Origin of the sequence: Pseudomonas sp. MF6747 (assembly GCF_963890955.1) — a bacterium.
Classification (GTDB): domain Bacteria; phylum Pseudomonadota; class Gammaproteobacteria; order Pseudomonadales; family Pseudomonadaceae; genus Aquipseudomonas.
Window position 1 is genome coordinate 57,404 of record NZ_CAWPSZ010000012.1, and the last position, 14,788, is coordinate 72,191.

The 14,788-nt window shown below is 62.3% G+C and carries 14 protein-coding genes; 8 read left to right on the forward strand and 6 right to left on the reverse strand.

The window, feature by feature from the left end; all coding sequences use genetic code 11:
• The first annotated feature begins 136 nt into the window (after window positions 1–136).
• The 6 genes from ccoG to hemN all read left to right on the forward strand — a co-directional run bounded on the left by ccoG (window position 137) and on the right by hemN (window position 7,069).
• The gene (gene ccoG, locus AACW30_RS12980) at window positions 137–1,552 is read left to right on the forward strand and encodes a cytochrome c oxidase accessory protein CcoG (RefSeq protein WP_200622729.1); all 1,416 of its coding nucleotides are present in this window, start codon (window positions 137–139) and stop codon (window positions 1,550–1,552) included.
• Window positions 1,553–1,567: 15 nt separating this feature from the next.
• Window positions 1,568–2,107, forward strand: coding sequence for a FixH family protein (locus AACW30_RS12985; protein WP_106576345.1), 540 nt, complete (start codon window positions 1,568–1,570; stop codon window positions 2,105–2,107).
• 114 nt (window positions 2,108–2,221) lie between these two features.
• Entirely contained in the window at window positions 2,222–4,672 is a 2,451-nt protein-coding gene (locus AACW30_RS12990) for a heavy metal translocating P-type ATPase (protein WP_200622730.1), read from the forward strand.
• 22 nt (window positions 4,673–4,694) lie between these two features.
• Window positions 4,695–4,907, forward strand: coding sequence for a cbb3-type cytochrome oxidase assembly protein CcoS (ccoS, locus tag AACW30_RS12995; protein ID WP_017735332.1), 213 nt, complete (start codon window positions 4,695–4,697; stop codon window positions 4,905–4,907).
• Window positions 4,900–5,583 (forward strand): sulfite exporter TauE/SafE family protein, encoded by a 684-nt coding sequence (locus tag AACW30_RS13000; protein WP_169367386.1) that lies wholly within the window; start codon window positions 4,900–4,902, stop codon window positions 5,581–5,583. The genes ccoS and AACW30_RS13000 overlap by 8 nt, the downstream gene beginning before the upstream one ends.
• A 103-nt stretch (window positions 5,584–5,686) precedes the next feature.
• Window positions 5,687–7,069 (forward strand): oxygen-independent coproporphyrinogen III oxidase, encoded by a 1,383-nt coding sequence (gene hemN, locus AACW30_RS13005; RefSeq protein ID WP_106576342.1) that lies wholly within the window; start codon window positions 5,687–5,689, stop codon window positions 7,067–7,069.
• Between the two features lie 7 nt (window positions 7,070–7,076).
• Here hemN and AACW30_RS13010 read toward each other — a convergent pair whose 3' ends face one another.
• Entirely contained in the window at window positions 7,077–7,547 is a 471-nt protein-coding gene (locus tag AACW30_RS13010) for a hypothetical protein (RefSeq protein ID WP_119742147.1), read from the reverse strand.
• Window positions 7,548–7,700: 153 nt separating this feature from the next.
• On the opposite strand from AACW30_RS13010, the gene fnr reads away from it, so the two are divergent.
• Window positions 7,701–8,435 carry a fumarate/nitrate reduction transcriptional regulator Fnr gene (fnr, locus tag AACW30_RS13015; RefSeq protein ID WP_106576340.1) on the forward strand — a complete coding sequence of 245 codons (735 nt, stop codon included), beginning with the start codon at window positions 7,701–7,703 and terminating at the stop codon, window positions 8,433–8,435.
• 81 nt (window positions 8,436–8,516) lie between these two features.
• Complete coding sequence (locus tag AACW30_RS13020) at window positions 8,517–9,065, forward strand: adenine phosphoribosyltransferase (RefSeq protein WP_106576339.1); 549 nt, start codon at window positions 8,517–8,519, stop codon at window positions 9,063–9,065.
• A 108-nt stretch (window positions 9,066–9,173) separates the two neighbouring features.
• On the opposite strand, the gene AACW30_RS13025 is transcribed toward AACW30_RS13020, so the two are convergent.
• The 5 genes from AACW30_RS13025 to dnaX form a co-directional block, all read right to left on the reverse strand.
• The gene (locus AACW30_RS13025) at window positions 9,174–10,322 is read right to left on the reverse strand and encodes an acyl-CoA dehydrogenase family protein (protein ID WP_200622734.1); all 1,149 of its coding nucleotides are present in this window, start codon (window positions 10,320–10,322) and stop codon (window positions 9,174–9,176) included.
• 189 nt (window positions 10,323–10,511) lie between these two features.
• Window positions 10,512–11,114: a recombination mediator RecR gene (gene recR / locus AACW30_RS13030; RefSeq protein WP_106576337.1), complete on the reverse strand. Its 603-nt coding sequence runs from the start codon at window positions 11,112–11,114 to the stop codon at window positions 10,512–10,514.
• A gap of 66 nt (window positions 11,115–11,180) precedes the next feature.
• Window positions 11,181–12,215: an NADP-dependent oxidoreductase gene (locus tag AACW30_RS13035; protein WP_119742143.1), complete on the reverse strand. Its 1,035-nt coding sequence runs from the start codon at window positions 12,213–12,215 to the stop codon at window positions 11,181–11,183.
• 133 nt (window positions 12,216–12,348) lie between these two features.
• Window positions 12,349–12,687, reverse strand: a complete 339-nt coding sequence (locus AACW30_RS13040) for a YbaB/EbfC family nucleoid-associated protein (RefSeq protein WP_083357362.1) — start codon at window positions 12,685–12,687, stop codon at window positions 12,349–12,351.
• Window positions 12,688–12,730: 43 nt separating this feature from the next.
• The gene (gene dnaX / locus AACW30_RS13045; protein WP_200622739.1) at window positions 12,731–14,788 is read right to left on the reverse strand and encodes a DNA polymerase III subunit gamma/tau; all 2,058 of its coding nucleotides are present in this window, start codon (window positions 14,786–14,788) and stop codon (window positions 12,731–12,733) included.

Genomic DNA, 14,788 nt, shown 5'->3' on the forward strand with positions numbered 1-14,788 from the left:
TTCCCCCAACGCGACCAAAGGTCGCACCCGTGCAACACTGCCGCAGGCGTATCATTACGCCACTGCAAGAGCCTATTTTTGACCCCGGTTGGCACGTACTGGCCGAGGCAAATCTCCACCGCCGTGGGATGCAATGATGAGCAACCAAATACCGGTACATGACGTTACCCCGCCTGCCAAAAACGCCAGTCAGTCCGTCGACCTGTATGCGTCGCGAGAGAAAATCTACACCCGCGCCTTCACCGGCTTGTTCCGCAACTTGCGCATGCTCGGCGGCGCTGGTTTGTTCCTGCTGTACTTCGGCACCGTGTGGCTGAACTGGGGCGGGCACCAGGCGGTTTGGTGGAACTTGCCGGAGCGTAAATTCTTCATTTTTGGCGCGACTTTCTGGCCGCAGGATTTCATTCTGCTGTCGGGCATTCTGATCGTGGCCGCCTTTGGCCTGTTCTTTATCACCGTGTACGCCGGTCGCGTGTGGTGTGGCTATACCTGCCCGCAAAGCGTGTGGACCTGGATCTTCATGTGGTGTGAAAAGGTCACCGAAGGCGACCGCAACCAGCGCATCAAGCTCGACAAAGCGCCGATGGGCGCCAACAAGTTCCTGCGCAAATTCAGCAAGCACACGCTGTGGCTGTTGATCGGCTTTGTCACCGGCATGACTTTTGTTGGCTATTTCTCGCCGATCCGCGAACTGGTGTTCGACTTCTTTACCGGCCAGGCCGATGGCTGGTCGTATTTCTGGGTCGGCTTTTTCACCCTGGCCACCTATGGCAATGCCGGCTGGCTGCGCGAACAGGTGTGCATCTACATGTGCCCGTACGCGCGCTTTCAAAGCGTGATGTTCGACAAGGACACCCTGATCGTTTCCTACGATCCACGCCGTGGCGAAGTGCGTGGCCCGCGCAAAAAAGGCACCGACTACAAGGCCCAGGGCCTGGGCGACTGCATCGATTGCACGATGTGCGTGCAGGTGTGCCCCACCGGCATCGACATCCGCGACGGCCTGCAAATCGAGTGCATCGGCTGCGCTGCGTGTATCGACGCCTGCGACAACATCATGGACAAAATGGAGTACCCGCGCGGCCTGATCAGCTACACCACCGAGCACAACCTGTCGGGACAGAAAACCCATAAATTGCGCCCGCGCCTGATCGGTTACGCGCTGGTATTGCTGGCAATGATCAGCCTGTTGGTCGGTGCATTTTTCATGCGCTCGCTGGTCGGTTTCGACGTCAGCAAAGACCGTGTGCTGTTCCGTGAAAACGCCGAAGGCCGCATCGAAAACGTCTACAGCCTGAAGATCATGAACAAGGACCAGCGCGACCACACCTACGTGCTCGACGCTTCGGGCCTGCCGGACCTCAAGCTGCAGGGTCGACGCGAGATCAAAGTGGCGGCCGGGGAAATCCTCAGCCTGCCGGTCGAGCTGTCCAGCGCACCAGAGCAACTGCCGTCGAGCACCAACGAGGTGACCTTCACCCTCAAGGATGCCGATGACGACAGCGTCCACATTGAAGCCAAGAGCCGATTCATCGGCCCACAAGTTCGTTAACTAGAGAGCACGACAATGCCCGCAGCTACTGCCGCAAGCCCTTGGTACAAGCACCTCTGGCCGTGGATCATCATTGGGATCCTGACCTGTTCGGTGACCTTGACCTTGTCCATGGTGACCATTGCGGTGAAGAACCCGGACAACCTGGTCAACGACAACTACTACGAGGCCGGCAAAGGCATCAACCGCTCCCTGGACCGCGAACTGCTGGCCCAGACTCTGCAACTGCGCGCCGCGGTGCACCTGGACGAACTGACCGGTGAAGTCGACCTGCACCTGACCGGTAACAGCAACCCGACCACGCTGGAGCTGAACCTGATTTCTCCGACCCAGCCGGAGAAGGACCGCAAGATCAATCTGGCCCGCAGCGACAGTGAGCCGGGCCGCTACATTGGCCAGGTCACCGACAAGGTCGAAGGCCGGCGCTTTGTGGAATTGCTCGGTGTCGAAGGCGACAGGACCTGGCGCCTGTTCGAAGAGGAACAGGTCAGCCACGACAAGGACTTGCTGCTCGGTGATGAGCCGTTGCAGGGCGCTGAAGACCTGAAGAAGTAATAAGCCTGCGCTTCGCGCATCGCGGGCAAGCCGCTCCCCCACTGGATCGCGATTCCTTGTGGGGGCCGGGCTTGCCCACGATGAGGCCCTCTCAGCCGACTAAGATCTAAACCCATGAGCACCCCAACCCCCTGCTACCACTGCGCCCTGCCCGTCCCGGCCGGCAGCCGGTTCACCGCCGTGATCCTCGGCGAGCGCCGCGAACTGTGCTGCCCGGGCTGCCAGGCGGTGGCCGAAGCCATTGTGGCCGGCGGGCTGGAAAGCTATTACCAGCACCGCAGCGAAGCCTCGGCCAACCCCGAAGCGCTGCCGGTGCAACTGGTGGACGAGTTGGCCCTGTACGACCGCGCCGACGTGCAAAAACCCTTTGTGCGCCATGACGGTGACCTCGCCGAAACCACCTTGTTGATGGAAGGCATCAGCTGCGCGGCCTGTGGCTGGCTGATCGAAAAACACCTGCGCAGCCTGCCCGCGGTGGCCGAAGCTCGGCTGAACCTGTCCAACCACCGCCTGCACGTGCGCTGGGCCGACGCGCAATTGCCGCTGAGCCAGCTGCTCAGCGAGCTGCGCCACATCGGCTACGCCGCCCACCCTTATCAGGCTGACCGCGCCGCCGAGCAGTTGGCCGGCGAAAACCGTCTGGCCTTGCGCCAATTGGGGGTCGCGGGGTTGCTGTGGTTCCAGGCGATGATGGCGACCATGGCCACTTGGCCCGAATTCAATATCGACCTGAGCCCGGAGCTGCACGTGATCCTGCGCTGGGTGGCGATGTTTCTGACCACGCCCATCGTGTTCTACAGCTGCGCGCCCTTCTTCAAAGGTGCGCTGCGCGACCTGCGCACGCGCCACCTGACGATGGACGTGTCGGTGTCCCTGGCGATAGGCGGCGCGTATCTGGCTGGCATTTGGACCGCCATCACCGGCGCCGGCGAGCTGTATTTCGACGCGGTGGGCATGTTCGCGCTGTTCCTGCTGGCCGGCCGCTACCTGGAGCGCCGAGCGCGGGAACGTACGGCCGCCGCCACCGCTCAACTGGTCAACCTGTTGCCCGCCTCGTGCCTGCGCCTGAAAGCTGACGGCCAGAGCGAACGCATTCTGCTCAGCGAATTGGCCGTGGGTGACCGCGTGCTGGTACACCCCGGCGCGGTGCTGCCGGCAGACGGCGTCATCCTCGACGGCCAGTCAAGCATCGATGAAGCCCTGCTCACCGGCGAATACCTGCCGCAGCCACGCCACGTGGGCGATGTGGTGACTGCCGGCACACTCAACGTCGAAGGAGCGCTGAGCGTTGAGGTCCGCGCCCTGGGCCATGACACGCGCCTGTCCGCCATCGTGCGCCTGCTGGAGCGCGCCCAGGCCGAGAAACCGCGCCTGGCACAAATCGCCGACCGTGCCGCGCAATGGTTTCTGCTGTGCTCGCTGATCGCCGCGGCGTTGATCGGCCTGCTGTGGTGGCAATTGGATCCCTCGCGGGCGTTCTGGATTGTGTTGGCGATGCTGGTAGCGACCTGCCCGTGCGCGCTCTCTTTGGCCACGCCAACCGCCCTTACCGCCGCCACGGGTACGCTGCATAAACTCGGGCTGTTACTGACCCGCGGGCATGTGCTGGAAGGCTTGAACCAGATCGACACGGTGATTTTCGACAAGACCGGCACCCTGACCGAAGGCCGCCTGGCGTTGCGTGCGACCCACCCTTTGAGCGCGCTGAGCAGCGATGATTGCCTGAGCCTCGCCGCAGCCCTGGAAAACCGCTCCGAACACCCGATTGCACGGGCTTTTGGCCGTGCGCCGCTGGCCGCCGAAGAAGTCCTGAGTTTCCCCGGCCTGGGCCTGGAAGGCCGTGTGGGTGAGCGCCAACTGCGTATCGGCCAACCGGGGTTTGTCTGCGAATTGAGCGGCTGCCCGACTCCCGCCTCGCCGGGCGACGCGGGCCAGTGGCTGCTGCTGGGCGATCGTGACGGCGCGCTCGCCTGGTTCGTGCTGGATGACCGTCTGCGCAGCGACGCGCCAGCCCTGTTGGCGGCATGCAAAGCGCGCGGCTGGCGCACGTTGCTGCTGTCAGGTGACAGCTCGCCGATGGTGACCAGCGTTGCCTGTGACCTGGGCATCGACGAAGCCCATGGCGGCCTGCGCCCCGACGACAAACTGCAGATACTGCAACAGCTGCACAAGGAAGGCCGCAAGGTGCTGATGCTCGGCGATGGTGTCAACGATGTGCCGGTGCTCGCTGCGGCCGATATCAGTGTGGCAATGGGCTCGGCCACGGACCTGGCAAAAACCAGCGCCGATGCCGTGCTGTTGTCCAATCGACTCGACGCGTTGGTGCAGGCCTTTACCCTCGCGCGGCGCACCCGTCGGGTAATCCTCGAAAACCTGCTGTGGGCCGGGCTGTACAATGGCCTTATGCTGCCGTTTGCCGCGCTCGGCTGGATCACGCCGATCTGGGCGGCGATCGGCATGTCCCTCAGCTCGTTGACTGTGGTGCTCAACGCCTTGCGCCTGACTCGCCTGCCGAGCGCGCCGACTGCCAGCGCCCCCTTAGTAACCCGCCCGCTGCCGGCTTGAGCCGCGTGGGCATGGAGTGCAGATGCCAGCTCTATACGTGATGATTCCAGCGGCGCTGCTGTTAGTCGGCGTCGCTATCTACATCTTCTTCTGGGCGGTGGACAGCGGCCAGTACGACGACCTCGACGGCCCGGCCCACAGCGTGCTGTTCGATGACCAGGACCCAAACCACCTGGCGGCTGTCGACGAAGCCAACGGGCCCGAGCAACCGCCCAAAGACCCGCCCCATGCTTGAACTGGCGCCGCTGCTGGTCTCCGCGCTCATCCTTGGCCTGCTCGGCGGCGGCCATTGCCTGGGCATGTGCGGCGGGTTGATGGGCGCACTGACGCTGGCGATCCCCAAAGCGCAACGCAGCCGGCGCTTTCGCCTGCTGCTGGCGTACAACCTGGGGCGCATCCTCAGCTATGCCGCCGCCGGCTTATTGATAGGCCTGGCCGGCTGGGCGGTGGCCAACAGCCCGGCGGCGATGTTCATGCGTGTGCTGGCAGGCTTGTTGCTGATCAGCATGGGCCTGTACCTGGCCGGTTGGTGGAGCGGCCTTACGCGCATCGAAAGCCTCGGTCGCGGCCTGTGGCGCTACCTACAGCCCGTCGCCAACCGTTTGCTGCCGGTGTCCAGCCTGCCGCGCGCGTTGCTGTTGGGCGCGCTGTGGGGCTGGCTGCCGTGCGGCTTGGTCTACAGCACGCTGCTGTGGGCGGCGAGCCAGGGCAATGCGGCGGACAGCGCGTTGCTGATGCTGGCGTTCGGGCTCGGCACCTGGCCGGTGTTGCTGGCGACCGGGCTGGCCGCTGAACGCGTCACCGCCGTGCTGCGCAAACGCAGTGTGCGTGTCGCTGGAGGCCTGCTGGTGATTCTATTCGGCCTGTGGACCTTGCCCGGTCCGCATCAGCACTGGCTAATGGGCCATTAAATCGCCATGTGGCATAGCGCCGCTCCCCGTTGATGCAAATCAACATGCCCTGCCCGGCGCGCCCCTAGACTCGGCCCACTAGCCAATCCGGGGGACCGCCCGCATGCTCGACGCCATTCGTTGGGACACAGATCTGATTCACCGTTACGACTTGGCGGGGCCGCGCTACACGTCCTACCCCACCGCCGTACAATTCGACAGCCAGGTCGGCACTTTCGACCTGCTCCACGCCCTGCGCGACAGCCGCAAGGCCGTGCGCCCCTTGTCGCTGTATGTGCATGTGCCGTTCTGCGCGAACATTTGCTACTACTGCGCCTGCAACAAGGTCATCACCAAGGACCGTGGCCGCGCCCAGGCTTACCTGCAACGCCTGGAGCAGGAAATCCAGCTGGTGGCCTGCCACCTCGACCCGAAGCAGCCGGTCGAGCAGTTGCACTTCGGCGGCGGCACACCGACGTTTCTGAGCCACGACGAACTGCGCCAGGTCATGGCACGCCTGCGCCAGCACTTCAATGTGCTCGACGATGATTCTGGCGACTACGGCATTGAAATCGACCCGCGTGAAGCCGACTGGGCAACCATGGGCCTGCTGCGTGAACTGGGTTTCAACCGTGTGAGCATCGGCCTGCAAGACCTCGACCCCGAGGTGCAGCGTGCGGTCAACCGCCTGCAGAGCCTGGAAGAAACCCGCGCTGTGATCGATGCGGCGCGCACCCTGCAATTTCGCTCGATCAATATCGACCTGATCTACGGGCTGCCCAAGCAAACGCCGATCAACTTCGCGCGTACCGTGGAGGAAGTGATCAGCCTGCAACCGGATCGCCTGTCGGTGTTCAACTACGCGCATTTGCCGGAGCGTTTCATGCCGCAACGGAGGATCAACACTGACGAGCTGCCCTCCCCGGCGGAAAAACTGCTGATGCTGCAAACCACCATCGAACAGTTGACCCGCGCGGGCTATCGCTACATCGGCATGGACCACTTCGCCCTGCCGGATGACGAACTGGCCGTCGCCCAGGAAGAAGGGACGTTGCAGCGTAACTTTCAGGGCTACACCACCCATGGGCATTGCGACCTGATCGGGCTGGGCGTATCGGCGATCAGCCAGATCGGCGACCTGTACTGCCAGAACAGCAGTGACCTCAATCACTACCAGAACGCCCTGGCCGGTGCGCAACTGGCTACCAGCCGTGGCTTGGTGTGCACCACGGATGATCGGTTGCGGCGCGAGGTGATTCAGCAGTTGATCTGCACCTTCAGCCTGAAATTCGAGCAGATCGAACAGGCTTTCAACATCGATTTTCGCGGCTATTTCGACGAGCTATGGCCGCAGCTGCAGACGATGGCCGCCGATGGCCTGATCGAGCTTGATGCTCAGGGCATTCGCGTATTGCCCGCCGGGCGCTTGCTGGTGCGCTCGGTGTGCATGGTGTTCGATGCCTATCTGGAGCACCAGAACAGGCAACGATTCTCGCGGGTCATCTAGGCCTGAATTATTTCGACAGCAGCGTCATTGCTTCCATTTGAGCCTCAGGCGATTCATCTTTCAGCGACTTGGCCAGCTGCCCTTGAGCGGTCATCAACCCGGACTGAATTGAAGCAATATCCCCCTGCAAACCGGCGACTTTCGCCTGGCGTGCCTCCGGGCTCAGGGCCGTATCATTCATGGCTGCTGAAAGCTGAGCCATCTTCTCGGCAAGCTGCTTCCTGAGTTCGCGGATCATTTTCAGCAGCTGTTTGATGTTGTCTTTCAGGTTGCTGTCGTCGATGTCCTTATTGGGGTTGCTACCGGCTTGAGAAGCCTTCATCCCTGCCCCGGATATCGTGACCACCACACCTTCACCGGGCGTGGGTGGCGGCGCAGGTTTGTCATCGACCTTTTTGCCCGCAAGCGCATCAGCGGCCGTCAGCACCTGAGGGGCTTTCGTAGTAATGACAGGGTTATTGAAAGGGATTACCGACATGACCTGAGCTCCAGCTCATAGGGATTCACCTGTGTATCGGCATCGATACAAAAACCTTTATCCACGTGCCGCTTTTTTGTACACGCTGGCCTGATCCACCCTCGGTGCGTTACCCTTACGTCTTATGTGTGTTTTCCCACAAGGATTTAAGAAATGTCCGAGCCAGTCAAACTGCGCGCTCACAGCCAGGCTCACTGCAAGGATTGCAGCCTGGCCCCCCTCTGCCTGCCACTTTCGTTGAATCTGGAAGACATGGAAGCGCTGGACGAAATCGTTAAACGCGGCCGCCCGCTGAAAAAGGGCGAGTTTCTGTTTCGCCAAGGCGACAAATTCGATTCCGTTTATGCAGTACGTTCAGGCGCGCTGAAGACGTTCAGCCTCAGCGACAGCGGCGAAGAGCAGATCACCGGCTTCCACCTGCCCAGCGAACTGGTCGGGTTGTCCGGCATGGACACCGAGATTCACCCGGTGTCGGCCCAGGCGCTGGAGACCACATCGGTGTGCGAAATCCCCTTCGAACGCCTGGATGAACTGGCCCTGCAATTGCCGCAGCTGCGTCGCCAATTGATGCGTGTGATGAGCCGCGAGATTCGCGACGACCAGCAGATGATGCTGTTGCTGTCGAAGAAAACCGCCGACGAGCGGATCGCCACGTTCCTGGTCAACCTGTCGGCGCGTTTCCGTGCCCGTGGGTTCTCGGCCAATCAGTTCCGCCTGAGCATGTCTCGCAATGAAATCGGCAACTACCTGGGCCTGGCGGTGGAAACCGTGTCCCGCGTGTTCACGCGCTTCCAGCAAAACGAGCTGATTGCCGCTGAAGGCAAGGAAGTGCATATCCTCGACCCGATCCAGCTGTGCGCGCTGGCCGGCGGCTCCCTGGAAGGTTGATCCAGCCGCTTGCGGCCGCGCCAATCGGCGAGGCCGCAGGTATACTTCGAGTCCGTTTTCCGCTCCCAGGACTCTTCGACGATGACCTTCGATTCGTTCGACATCAAATCCCTGATCCGCCCTGTCATCGACTTCCCCAAGCCTGGGGTTATCTTTCGTGACATCACCCCGCTGTTCCAATCGCCCCGTGCCCTGCGCCTGGTTGCCGACAGCTTTGCCCAGCGTTATGTCGAGGCCGATTTCACCCACATCGGTGCGATGGATGCGCGGGGCTTTCTGATCGGTTCGATCATCGCCTACCAACTGAACAAACCGCTGATTCTGTTCCGCAAACAGGGCAAGCTGCCGGCTGACGTGCTGGCCGAGGGTTATCAAACCGAGTACGGCGAAGCTTTTCTTGAAGTGCACGCAGACAGCCTGTGCGAAGGCGACTCGGTGCTGATGTTCGATGACCTGATCGCCACCGGCGGCACCCTGATCGCGGCGGCCAACCTGGTGCGGCGCATGGGCGCGAGGATTTTCGAAGCGGCGGCGATTATCGACCTGCCGGAACTGGGCGGCTCGCAACGCCTGCAAGACATGGGCATTCCGACATTTTGCCTGACGCAGTTTGGGCTGACGGAGCGTTAAGAGGCGTCTGTTAGGGCCTCATCGCGGGCAAGCCCGGCTCCCACAAGTGACCGCGTTCCAATGTGGGAGCTGGCTTGCCTGCGATGGCGTGCGAAAGACCACCACCAATCAAAGCCCCATTTGCTTGCTGATGATTTCATTCATCACCTCGCGCGTCCCCCCGCCAATCGACAGAATGCGATTGTCGCGGTACAGCCGCTCCACCAAATTGCCACGCATGTAACCCTGGCCGCCCAGGATCTGCACCGCGTCATAAGTCACGCGGTCGGCGGTGTCGGTGGCCAGGTTCTTGGCCATGGAAATCTCCTTGATCACACTTTTGCCGGCCGCCATCTTCGCCGCCTGGCGGTAGGTGAATTCCCGCGAAACCTCCACCGCCGTGGCCATTTCCGCCAGCCGGTGCTTGAGCACCTGGAATTTGCCGATGGGTTTGCCGAACGCTTCGCGCTGGGTGGCCCATTTGAGGCTCTCCTCCAATGCAAGCTGCGCGGTCATATTGGCCATCAGCGCCAGGGCCAGGCGCTCACTTTGAAAGTTGCCCATGATGCAGGCAAACCCCATGTTCTCGACGCCAATCAGGTTGCCCACCGGCACACGGCAATCGTCGAAGAACAACTCAGCCGTGTCTGACGCCCACCAACCCATTTTCTTCAGCGGCTGGCCGACCGTGAAACCGGGCGTGTCTTTCTCGATAAGCAATAAGCTGATGCCGCCAAAGCCGGGCCCACCGGTGCGCACCGCGACCGTGTAAAAGTCGGCACGCACGCCACTGGTGATAAAGGTTTTGCTGCCGCTCACGCGGTAATGCTCGCCATCGCGGATGGCGCGCGTTTGCAGGCTGGCGACATCGGAGCCGCCACCCGGCTCGGTGACCGCCAGCGCGCTAATCTTCTCGCCGGCAAGCACCTGAGGCGCAACACGCTCGCGGACTTCGGGCCGCGCCCATTTGACGACCGGTGGCAGGCCGATATCCAGCGAACCCAGGCCGGCCACCACGCCGCCGGAGCCGCAGCGCATCAGCTCTTCGCTGGCGGCGACCTTGGCGAACAGGTCACCTTCGTGACTGCCGCCCAGGCTTTCGGGGTAACCGATGCCCAGGATTCCTGCCGCGCCGGCCTTGAGGTACAGCTCACGAGGAAAGCTCTGTGCTTCCTCCCATTGCTCAATGCCCGGCAACATCTCGCGCTCGACAAAACGGCGCACGCTGTCGCGGACCAATTGGTGGCTGGGGTCGAAGTAGTCCAGATAGGCAGGCATCGGCAAGCTCCACGGTGGGGTGGAGCGAACTTACCAAGCGCTTGCTTGGTTTTCAAGATCCCACTTACACCACAAAACCACTGTGGGAGCTGGCTTGCCTGCGATGGTGGAGTATCAGGCGACATCAATGTCTCTGATCCACCGCCATCGCAGGCAAGCCAGCTCCCACATTTTGAACGCCGGTTTGGCTTAGAGGGCGATCGGCTTGCGGCCTGCAAACGAATGCGCCAGCGTCCCGCCGTCCACCAATTCCAGCTCACCGCCCAACGGCACGCCATGGGCGATGCGCGAGGTGATCAAGCCTTTATTGGTCAGCAGCTGGGCGATGTAATGCGCGGTGGCTTCGCCTTCCACCGTCGGGTTGGTCGCCAGGATCACCTCGGTGAACGTACCCTGCTCTTCAATGCGCGCCACCAACTGCGGAATGCCGATGGCTTCCGGCCCCAGGCCATCGAGCGGCGACAAATGGCCCTTGAGCACGAAGTAGCGACCGCGATAACCGGTCTGTTCCACCGCGTACACATCCATCGGCCCTTCCACCACGCACAGCAGCGTGTCGTCGCGACGCAGGTCGGCGCATTGCGGGCACAGGTCTTCTTCGGTGAGGGTGCGGCACTGGCGACAATGGCCCACACCGGTCATGGCCTGGCTCAAGGCCTGGGCCAACCGGGTGCCACCGCTGCGATCACGCTCCAGCAGTTGCAGCGCCATACGCTGGGCGGTTTTCTGACCGACACCCGGCAAGGTGCGCAGGGCGTCGATCAGTTGGCGAATCAGGGGGCTGAAGCTCATGAGCGAATGGTCCGACAAAACAACGAGACGCGGTTTATACCCGCGCCCCGGATTAGCGTCAAATGGTCAATCCTGCGCGACGCGTACCACCAACTTGCCGAAGTTGCGTCCCTCAAGCAAACCGATAAAGGCTTCGGGCGCCTGCTCCAGGCCCTCCACCACATCTTCGCGGAACTTGATCTTGCCGTCCCGCACCCACGGTGCCATGGCGCTGAGGAATTCGGGCTGGCGATCGCCATAGTCGTCGAACACGATAAAACCCTGGATGCGCACGCGTTTGGTCAGCAAAGTGCGTTGCAACGCGGGCAGGCGGTCGGGGCCGCTTGGGGCTTCATGGGCGTTGTAGCCGGCAATCAGGCCGCACAAGGGAATGCGCGCCTTGGGATTGAGCAGCGGCAACACCGCGTCGAAGACCTTGCCACCGACGTTTTCATAATAGATGTCCACGCCGTTGAAGCACGCCAGCGCCAGCTCATGGGCAAAGTTGGCGCTCTTGTGATCGATGCAGGCGTCAAAACCCAACTCGTCCACTACGTAGCGACACTTGTCCGCGCCACCGGCGATGCCCACCACGCGCAAGCCCTTGAGCTTGGCCACCTGGCCCACCACTGAGCCGACTGCGCCGGATGCCGCCGCGACGACCAGGGTTTCGCCGGCCTGGGGCTGACCGATATCCATCAACCCCATGTACGCCGTCATGCCCGGCATCCCCAGCACACCCAGTGCCATCGACGGGCTGGCCAGGCCATTGGGCACCGGCATCAGGTTGCTCCCGTCGCAGATGCTGTGGCTCTGCCAGCCCGTGGAACCGACGACCAGGTCGCCCACTTCAAATTTCGGATTACGCGACTGCTCGATACGGCTGACAGCGCCACCGGTCATTACCTCGTCGATTTCCACCGGCGCGGCGTAGGACGGTGCGTCGCTCATGCGGCCGCGCATGTACGGGTCGAGCGACAGGTACAGCGTTTTCAAGAGCACCTGGCCGTCTGCCAGCTCCGGCAGGTTCACGCGCTCCAGGCGAAAGTTTTCCGGGGTTGGCGCACCTTGCGGGCGCGAGACCAGAACGATGCGCTGGTTAAGAATGGGTTCTTGAGGCATGAGGGGGGTCCTTTATCGAATGCGTCGGTATAGGGTGCAGACCATGCTTGCCACGCCAGGGTTCGATTGGATCGGCACAAACAAAAATGCCAGGCACTGGGCCTGGCATTTGATGCTAGCCAAGGCTAGACCATCAGAACGGCATCTTCATGCCCGGTGGCAGCTGCATGCCAGCGGTCACGCCGGACATTTTGTCCTGGCTGTTGGCTTCGATCTTGCGCACGGCGTCGTTGACGGCCGCTGCAAACAGCGCTTCAAGCATTTCCAGATCATCTTCGCTGGTGCCTGGCAATACGCTTGGGTCGATGCTCACGCGCTTGATGTCGTGACGACCGGTCATCACCACGCTAACCATATCGCCACCGGCTTTACCGGTGACTTCGGCGTTGGCCAGTTCTTCCTGCATCTTGGCCATCTTTTCTTGCATCTGCTGTGCCTGCTTCATCAGGCCGGCCATGCCACCTTTCATCATGGGAATCACCTCAAAAGTACGTGGATCAATTAATAGCCCGGTGTCATGACGCTTGGGGCACCGGGGCTTCGACAGGTTCAATAGTATCGTGACGCACGACCGCACCGAACTGTTGCATCATTTGCTGGATGAGCGGATCAGCCTGGATCGAGTGCTCGGCATCACGCTGACGGTTGATGCGTCGGCGTGTCGCGGCCTGGGCCGGGGTTTCCTGCTCGGGCTTGATCAACTCGATGGTGATGGTCAGCGTGCGCTCATGGTACTGGTTCAATGCATCGTTGAGCCGGCGTTGCTGGGTCGCGTTGAACAGCGCGCTGTGCGCCGGGTCCAGGTGCAACAGCCAGTGATCGCCATCGATGGCAATCAAGGTGCAGTTGGCGGCGATGCTGCCGGTCATGCCGGAGATCGGCAACTTCGGAAACAACTCCAGCCATTGCAGCGCCAGGCCGGTGGCCGGGGCCGCAGCGGGTTCCGCCTCGGGCTCGGGTGCAGGCTCAGCGGTGTGTTCGCTGGCCAGGTCATCGAGGTAGCTGTAGGCCGAATCCATGTCCGGCTCGATGTAATCTTCGTCCAGCGGCGGTTCGTCATCGAGGTCGATGCCGGGTGTCGCGGCCTCAACCTGGGCGACGGTCGGCTCTGGAACCGGGGCAGACACCCACTCGGGTGCGTCCGGCACCGCGCTGTCGGGGGTCGGCGTCGGCATCGGCGTCAGTTCGGGCTGCTCACCGCTGGTTTCCAGCACGGGCTCCACGGCAGGTTGCAATTCGACGTCGGGTTCGGCGTCTACCGGGTCATTCCACGGCAGGTCGACCACGGGCTCGGTCACCGGCGCGATGGCCGGCTCAGCCATCACCGGCTCGGGCGCAGCCACTACGGGCTCAGGCGCGGGAGCCACGGGCGCAGGCGCAGCAACTACTGGCGCGACCACTGCCGCGCCAGCCACTGGTTTGGCGGAATCAACTGTGGCCTGGCTGATCCCCACTGGCTTTAGCGGCTGTCTCGGCGCGTCGGCCGAATCCGCCGGTCGGAACGCCAGCATCCGCAGCAGGACCATTTCAAAGCCACCGCGCGGGTCCGGCGCCAGCGGCAGGTCGCGGCGCCCGATCAGGCCCATCTGGTAGTAGAACTGCACATCTTCGGCCGGCAATGCCTGGGCCAGCGCCAATACGCGGTCGCGGTCGCCATGGCCGTTGTCGACACCTTCAGGCAGCGCCTGGGCGATCGCAACGCGGTGCAAGACATTAAGGATTTCCGACAGCACGCCGTTCCAGTCCGGACCTTGTTCCGACAAGTGGCGCACCGCTTCAAGCAACGCCTTGGCGTCGCCCTCGATCAGCGCGTGCAGCACGTCGAACACCTGGCCATGGTCGAGGGTACCGAGCATGGCGCGCACGTCGGCGGCCATCACCTTGCCTTCGCCAAAGGCGATGGCCTGGTCGGTGAGGCTCATGGCATCGCGCATCGAACCATCGGCCGCGCGGCCAAGCAGCCACAGCGCGTCGTCTTCGAACGGTACTTTCTCGACACCCAGCACGTGGGTCAAATGCTCGACCACACGCTCGGGGGTCATGTTTTTCAGGGAAAACTGCAGGCACCGCGACAGGATCGTTGCAGGAAGTTTCTGCGGGTCGGTGGTGGCCAGGATGAATTTGACGTAAGGCGGCGGCTCTTCCAGGGTTTTCAACAGCGCGTTGAAGGAATGGCTGGAAAGCATGTGCACTTCGTCGATCAGGTAGACCTTGAAGCGGCCACGGCTCGGCGCGTACTGCACGTTATCGAGCAACTCGCGGGTGTCTTCGACCTTGGTGCGGCTGGCGGCGTCGATCTCGATCAGGTCGACAAAACGCCCTTCATCGATCTCGCGGCACACCGAACACGTGCCGCAAGGCGTCGAAGTGATACCGGTTTCACAGTTCAGGCATTTGGCGATAATGCGCGCAATGGTGGTCTTGCCCACCCCTCGCGTGCCGGTGAACAGGTAGGCGTGGTGCAGCCGTTGGCTGTCCAAGGCATTGATCAGAGCCTTGAGCACATGGGTCTGGCCGACCATTTCGCGGAACGAGCGCGGACGCCATTTACGTGCAAGAACCTGATAACTCAT

What these genes read in the sequence shown, in the direction of transcription:
- ccoG (WP_200622729.1), top strand. Translation starts at nt 137, where the DNA reads ATGAGCAACCAAATACCGGTACATGACGTTACCCCGCCTGCCAAAAAC.
- AACW30_RS12985 (WP_106576345.1), top strand. Translation starts at nt 1,568, where the DNA reads ATGCCCGCAGCTACTGCCGCAAGCCCTTGGTACAAGCACCTCTGGCCG.
- AACW30_RS12990 (WP_200622730.1), top strand. Translation starts at nt 2,222, where the DNA reads ATGAGCACCCCAACCCCCTGCTACCACTGCGCCCTGCCCGTCCCGGCC.
- ccoS (WP_017735332.1), top strand. Translation starts at nt 4,695, where the DNA reads ATGCCAGCTCTATACGTGATGATTCCAGCGGCGCTGCTGTTAGTCGGC.
- AACW30_RS13000 (WP_169367386.1), top strand. Translation starts at nt 4,900, where the DNA reads ATGCTTGAACTGGCGCCGCTGCTGGTCTCCGCGCTCATCCTTGGCCTG.
- hemN (WP_106576342.1), top strand. Translation starts at nt 5,687, where the DNA reads ATGCTCGACGCCATTCGTTGGGACACAGATCTGATTCACCGTTACGAC.
- AACW30_RS13010 (WP_119742147.1), bottom strand. Translation starts at nt 7,547, where the DNA reads ATGTCGGTAATCCCTTTCAATAACCCTGTCATTACTACGAAAGCCCCT.
- fnr (WP_106576340.1), top strand. Translation starts at nt 7,701, where the DNA reads ATGTCCGAGCCAGTCAAACTGCGCGCTCACAGCCAGGCTCACTGCAAG.
- AACW30_RS13020 (WP_106576339.1), top strand. Translation starts at nt 8,517, where the DNA reads ATGACCTTCGATTCGTTCGACATCAAATCCCTGATCCGCCCTGTCATC.
- AACW30_RS13025 (WP_200622734.1), bottom strand. Translation starts at nt 10,322, where the DNA reads ATGCCTGCCTATCTGGACTACTTCGACCCCAGCCACCAATTGGTCCGC.
- recR (WP_106576337.1), bottom strand. Translation starts at nt 11,114, where the DNA reads ATGAGCTTCAGCCCCCTGATTCGCCAACTGATCGACGCCCTGCGCACC.
- AACW30_RS13035 (WP_119742143.1), bottom strand. Translation starts at nt 12,215, where the DNA reads ATGCCTCAAGAACCCATTCTTAACCAGCGCATCGTTCTGGTCTCGCGC.
- AACW30_RS13040 (WP_083357362.1), bottom strand. Translation starts at nt 12,687, where the DNA reads ATGATGAAAGGTGGCATGGCCGGCCTGATGAAGCAGGCACAGCAGATG.
- dnaX (WP_200622739.1), bottom strand. Translation starts at nt 14,788, where the DNA reads ATGAGTTATCAGGTTCTTGCACGTAAATGGCGTCCGCGCTCGTTCCGC.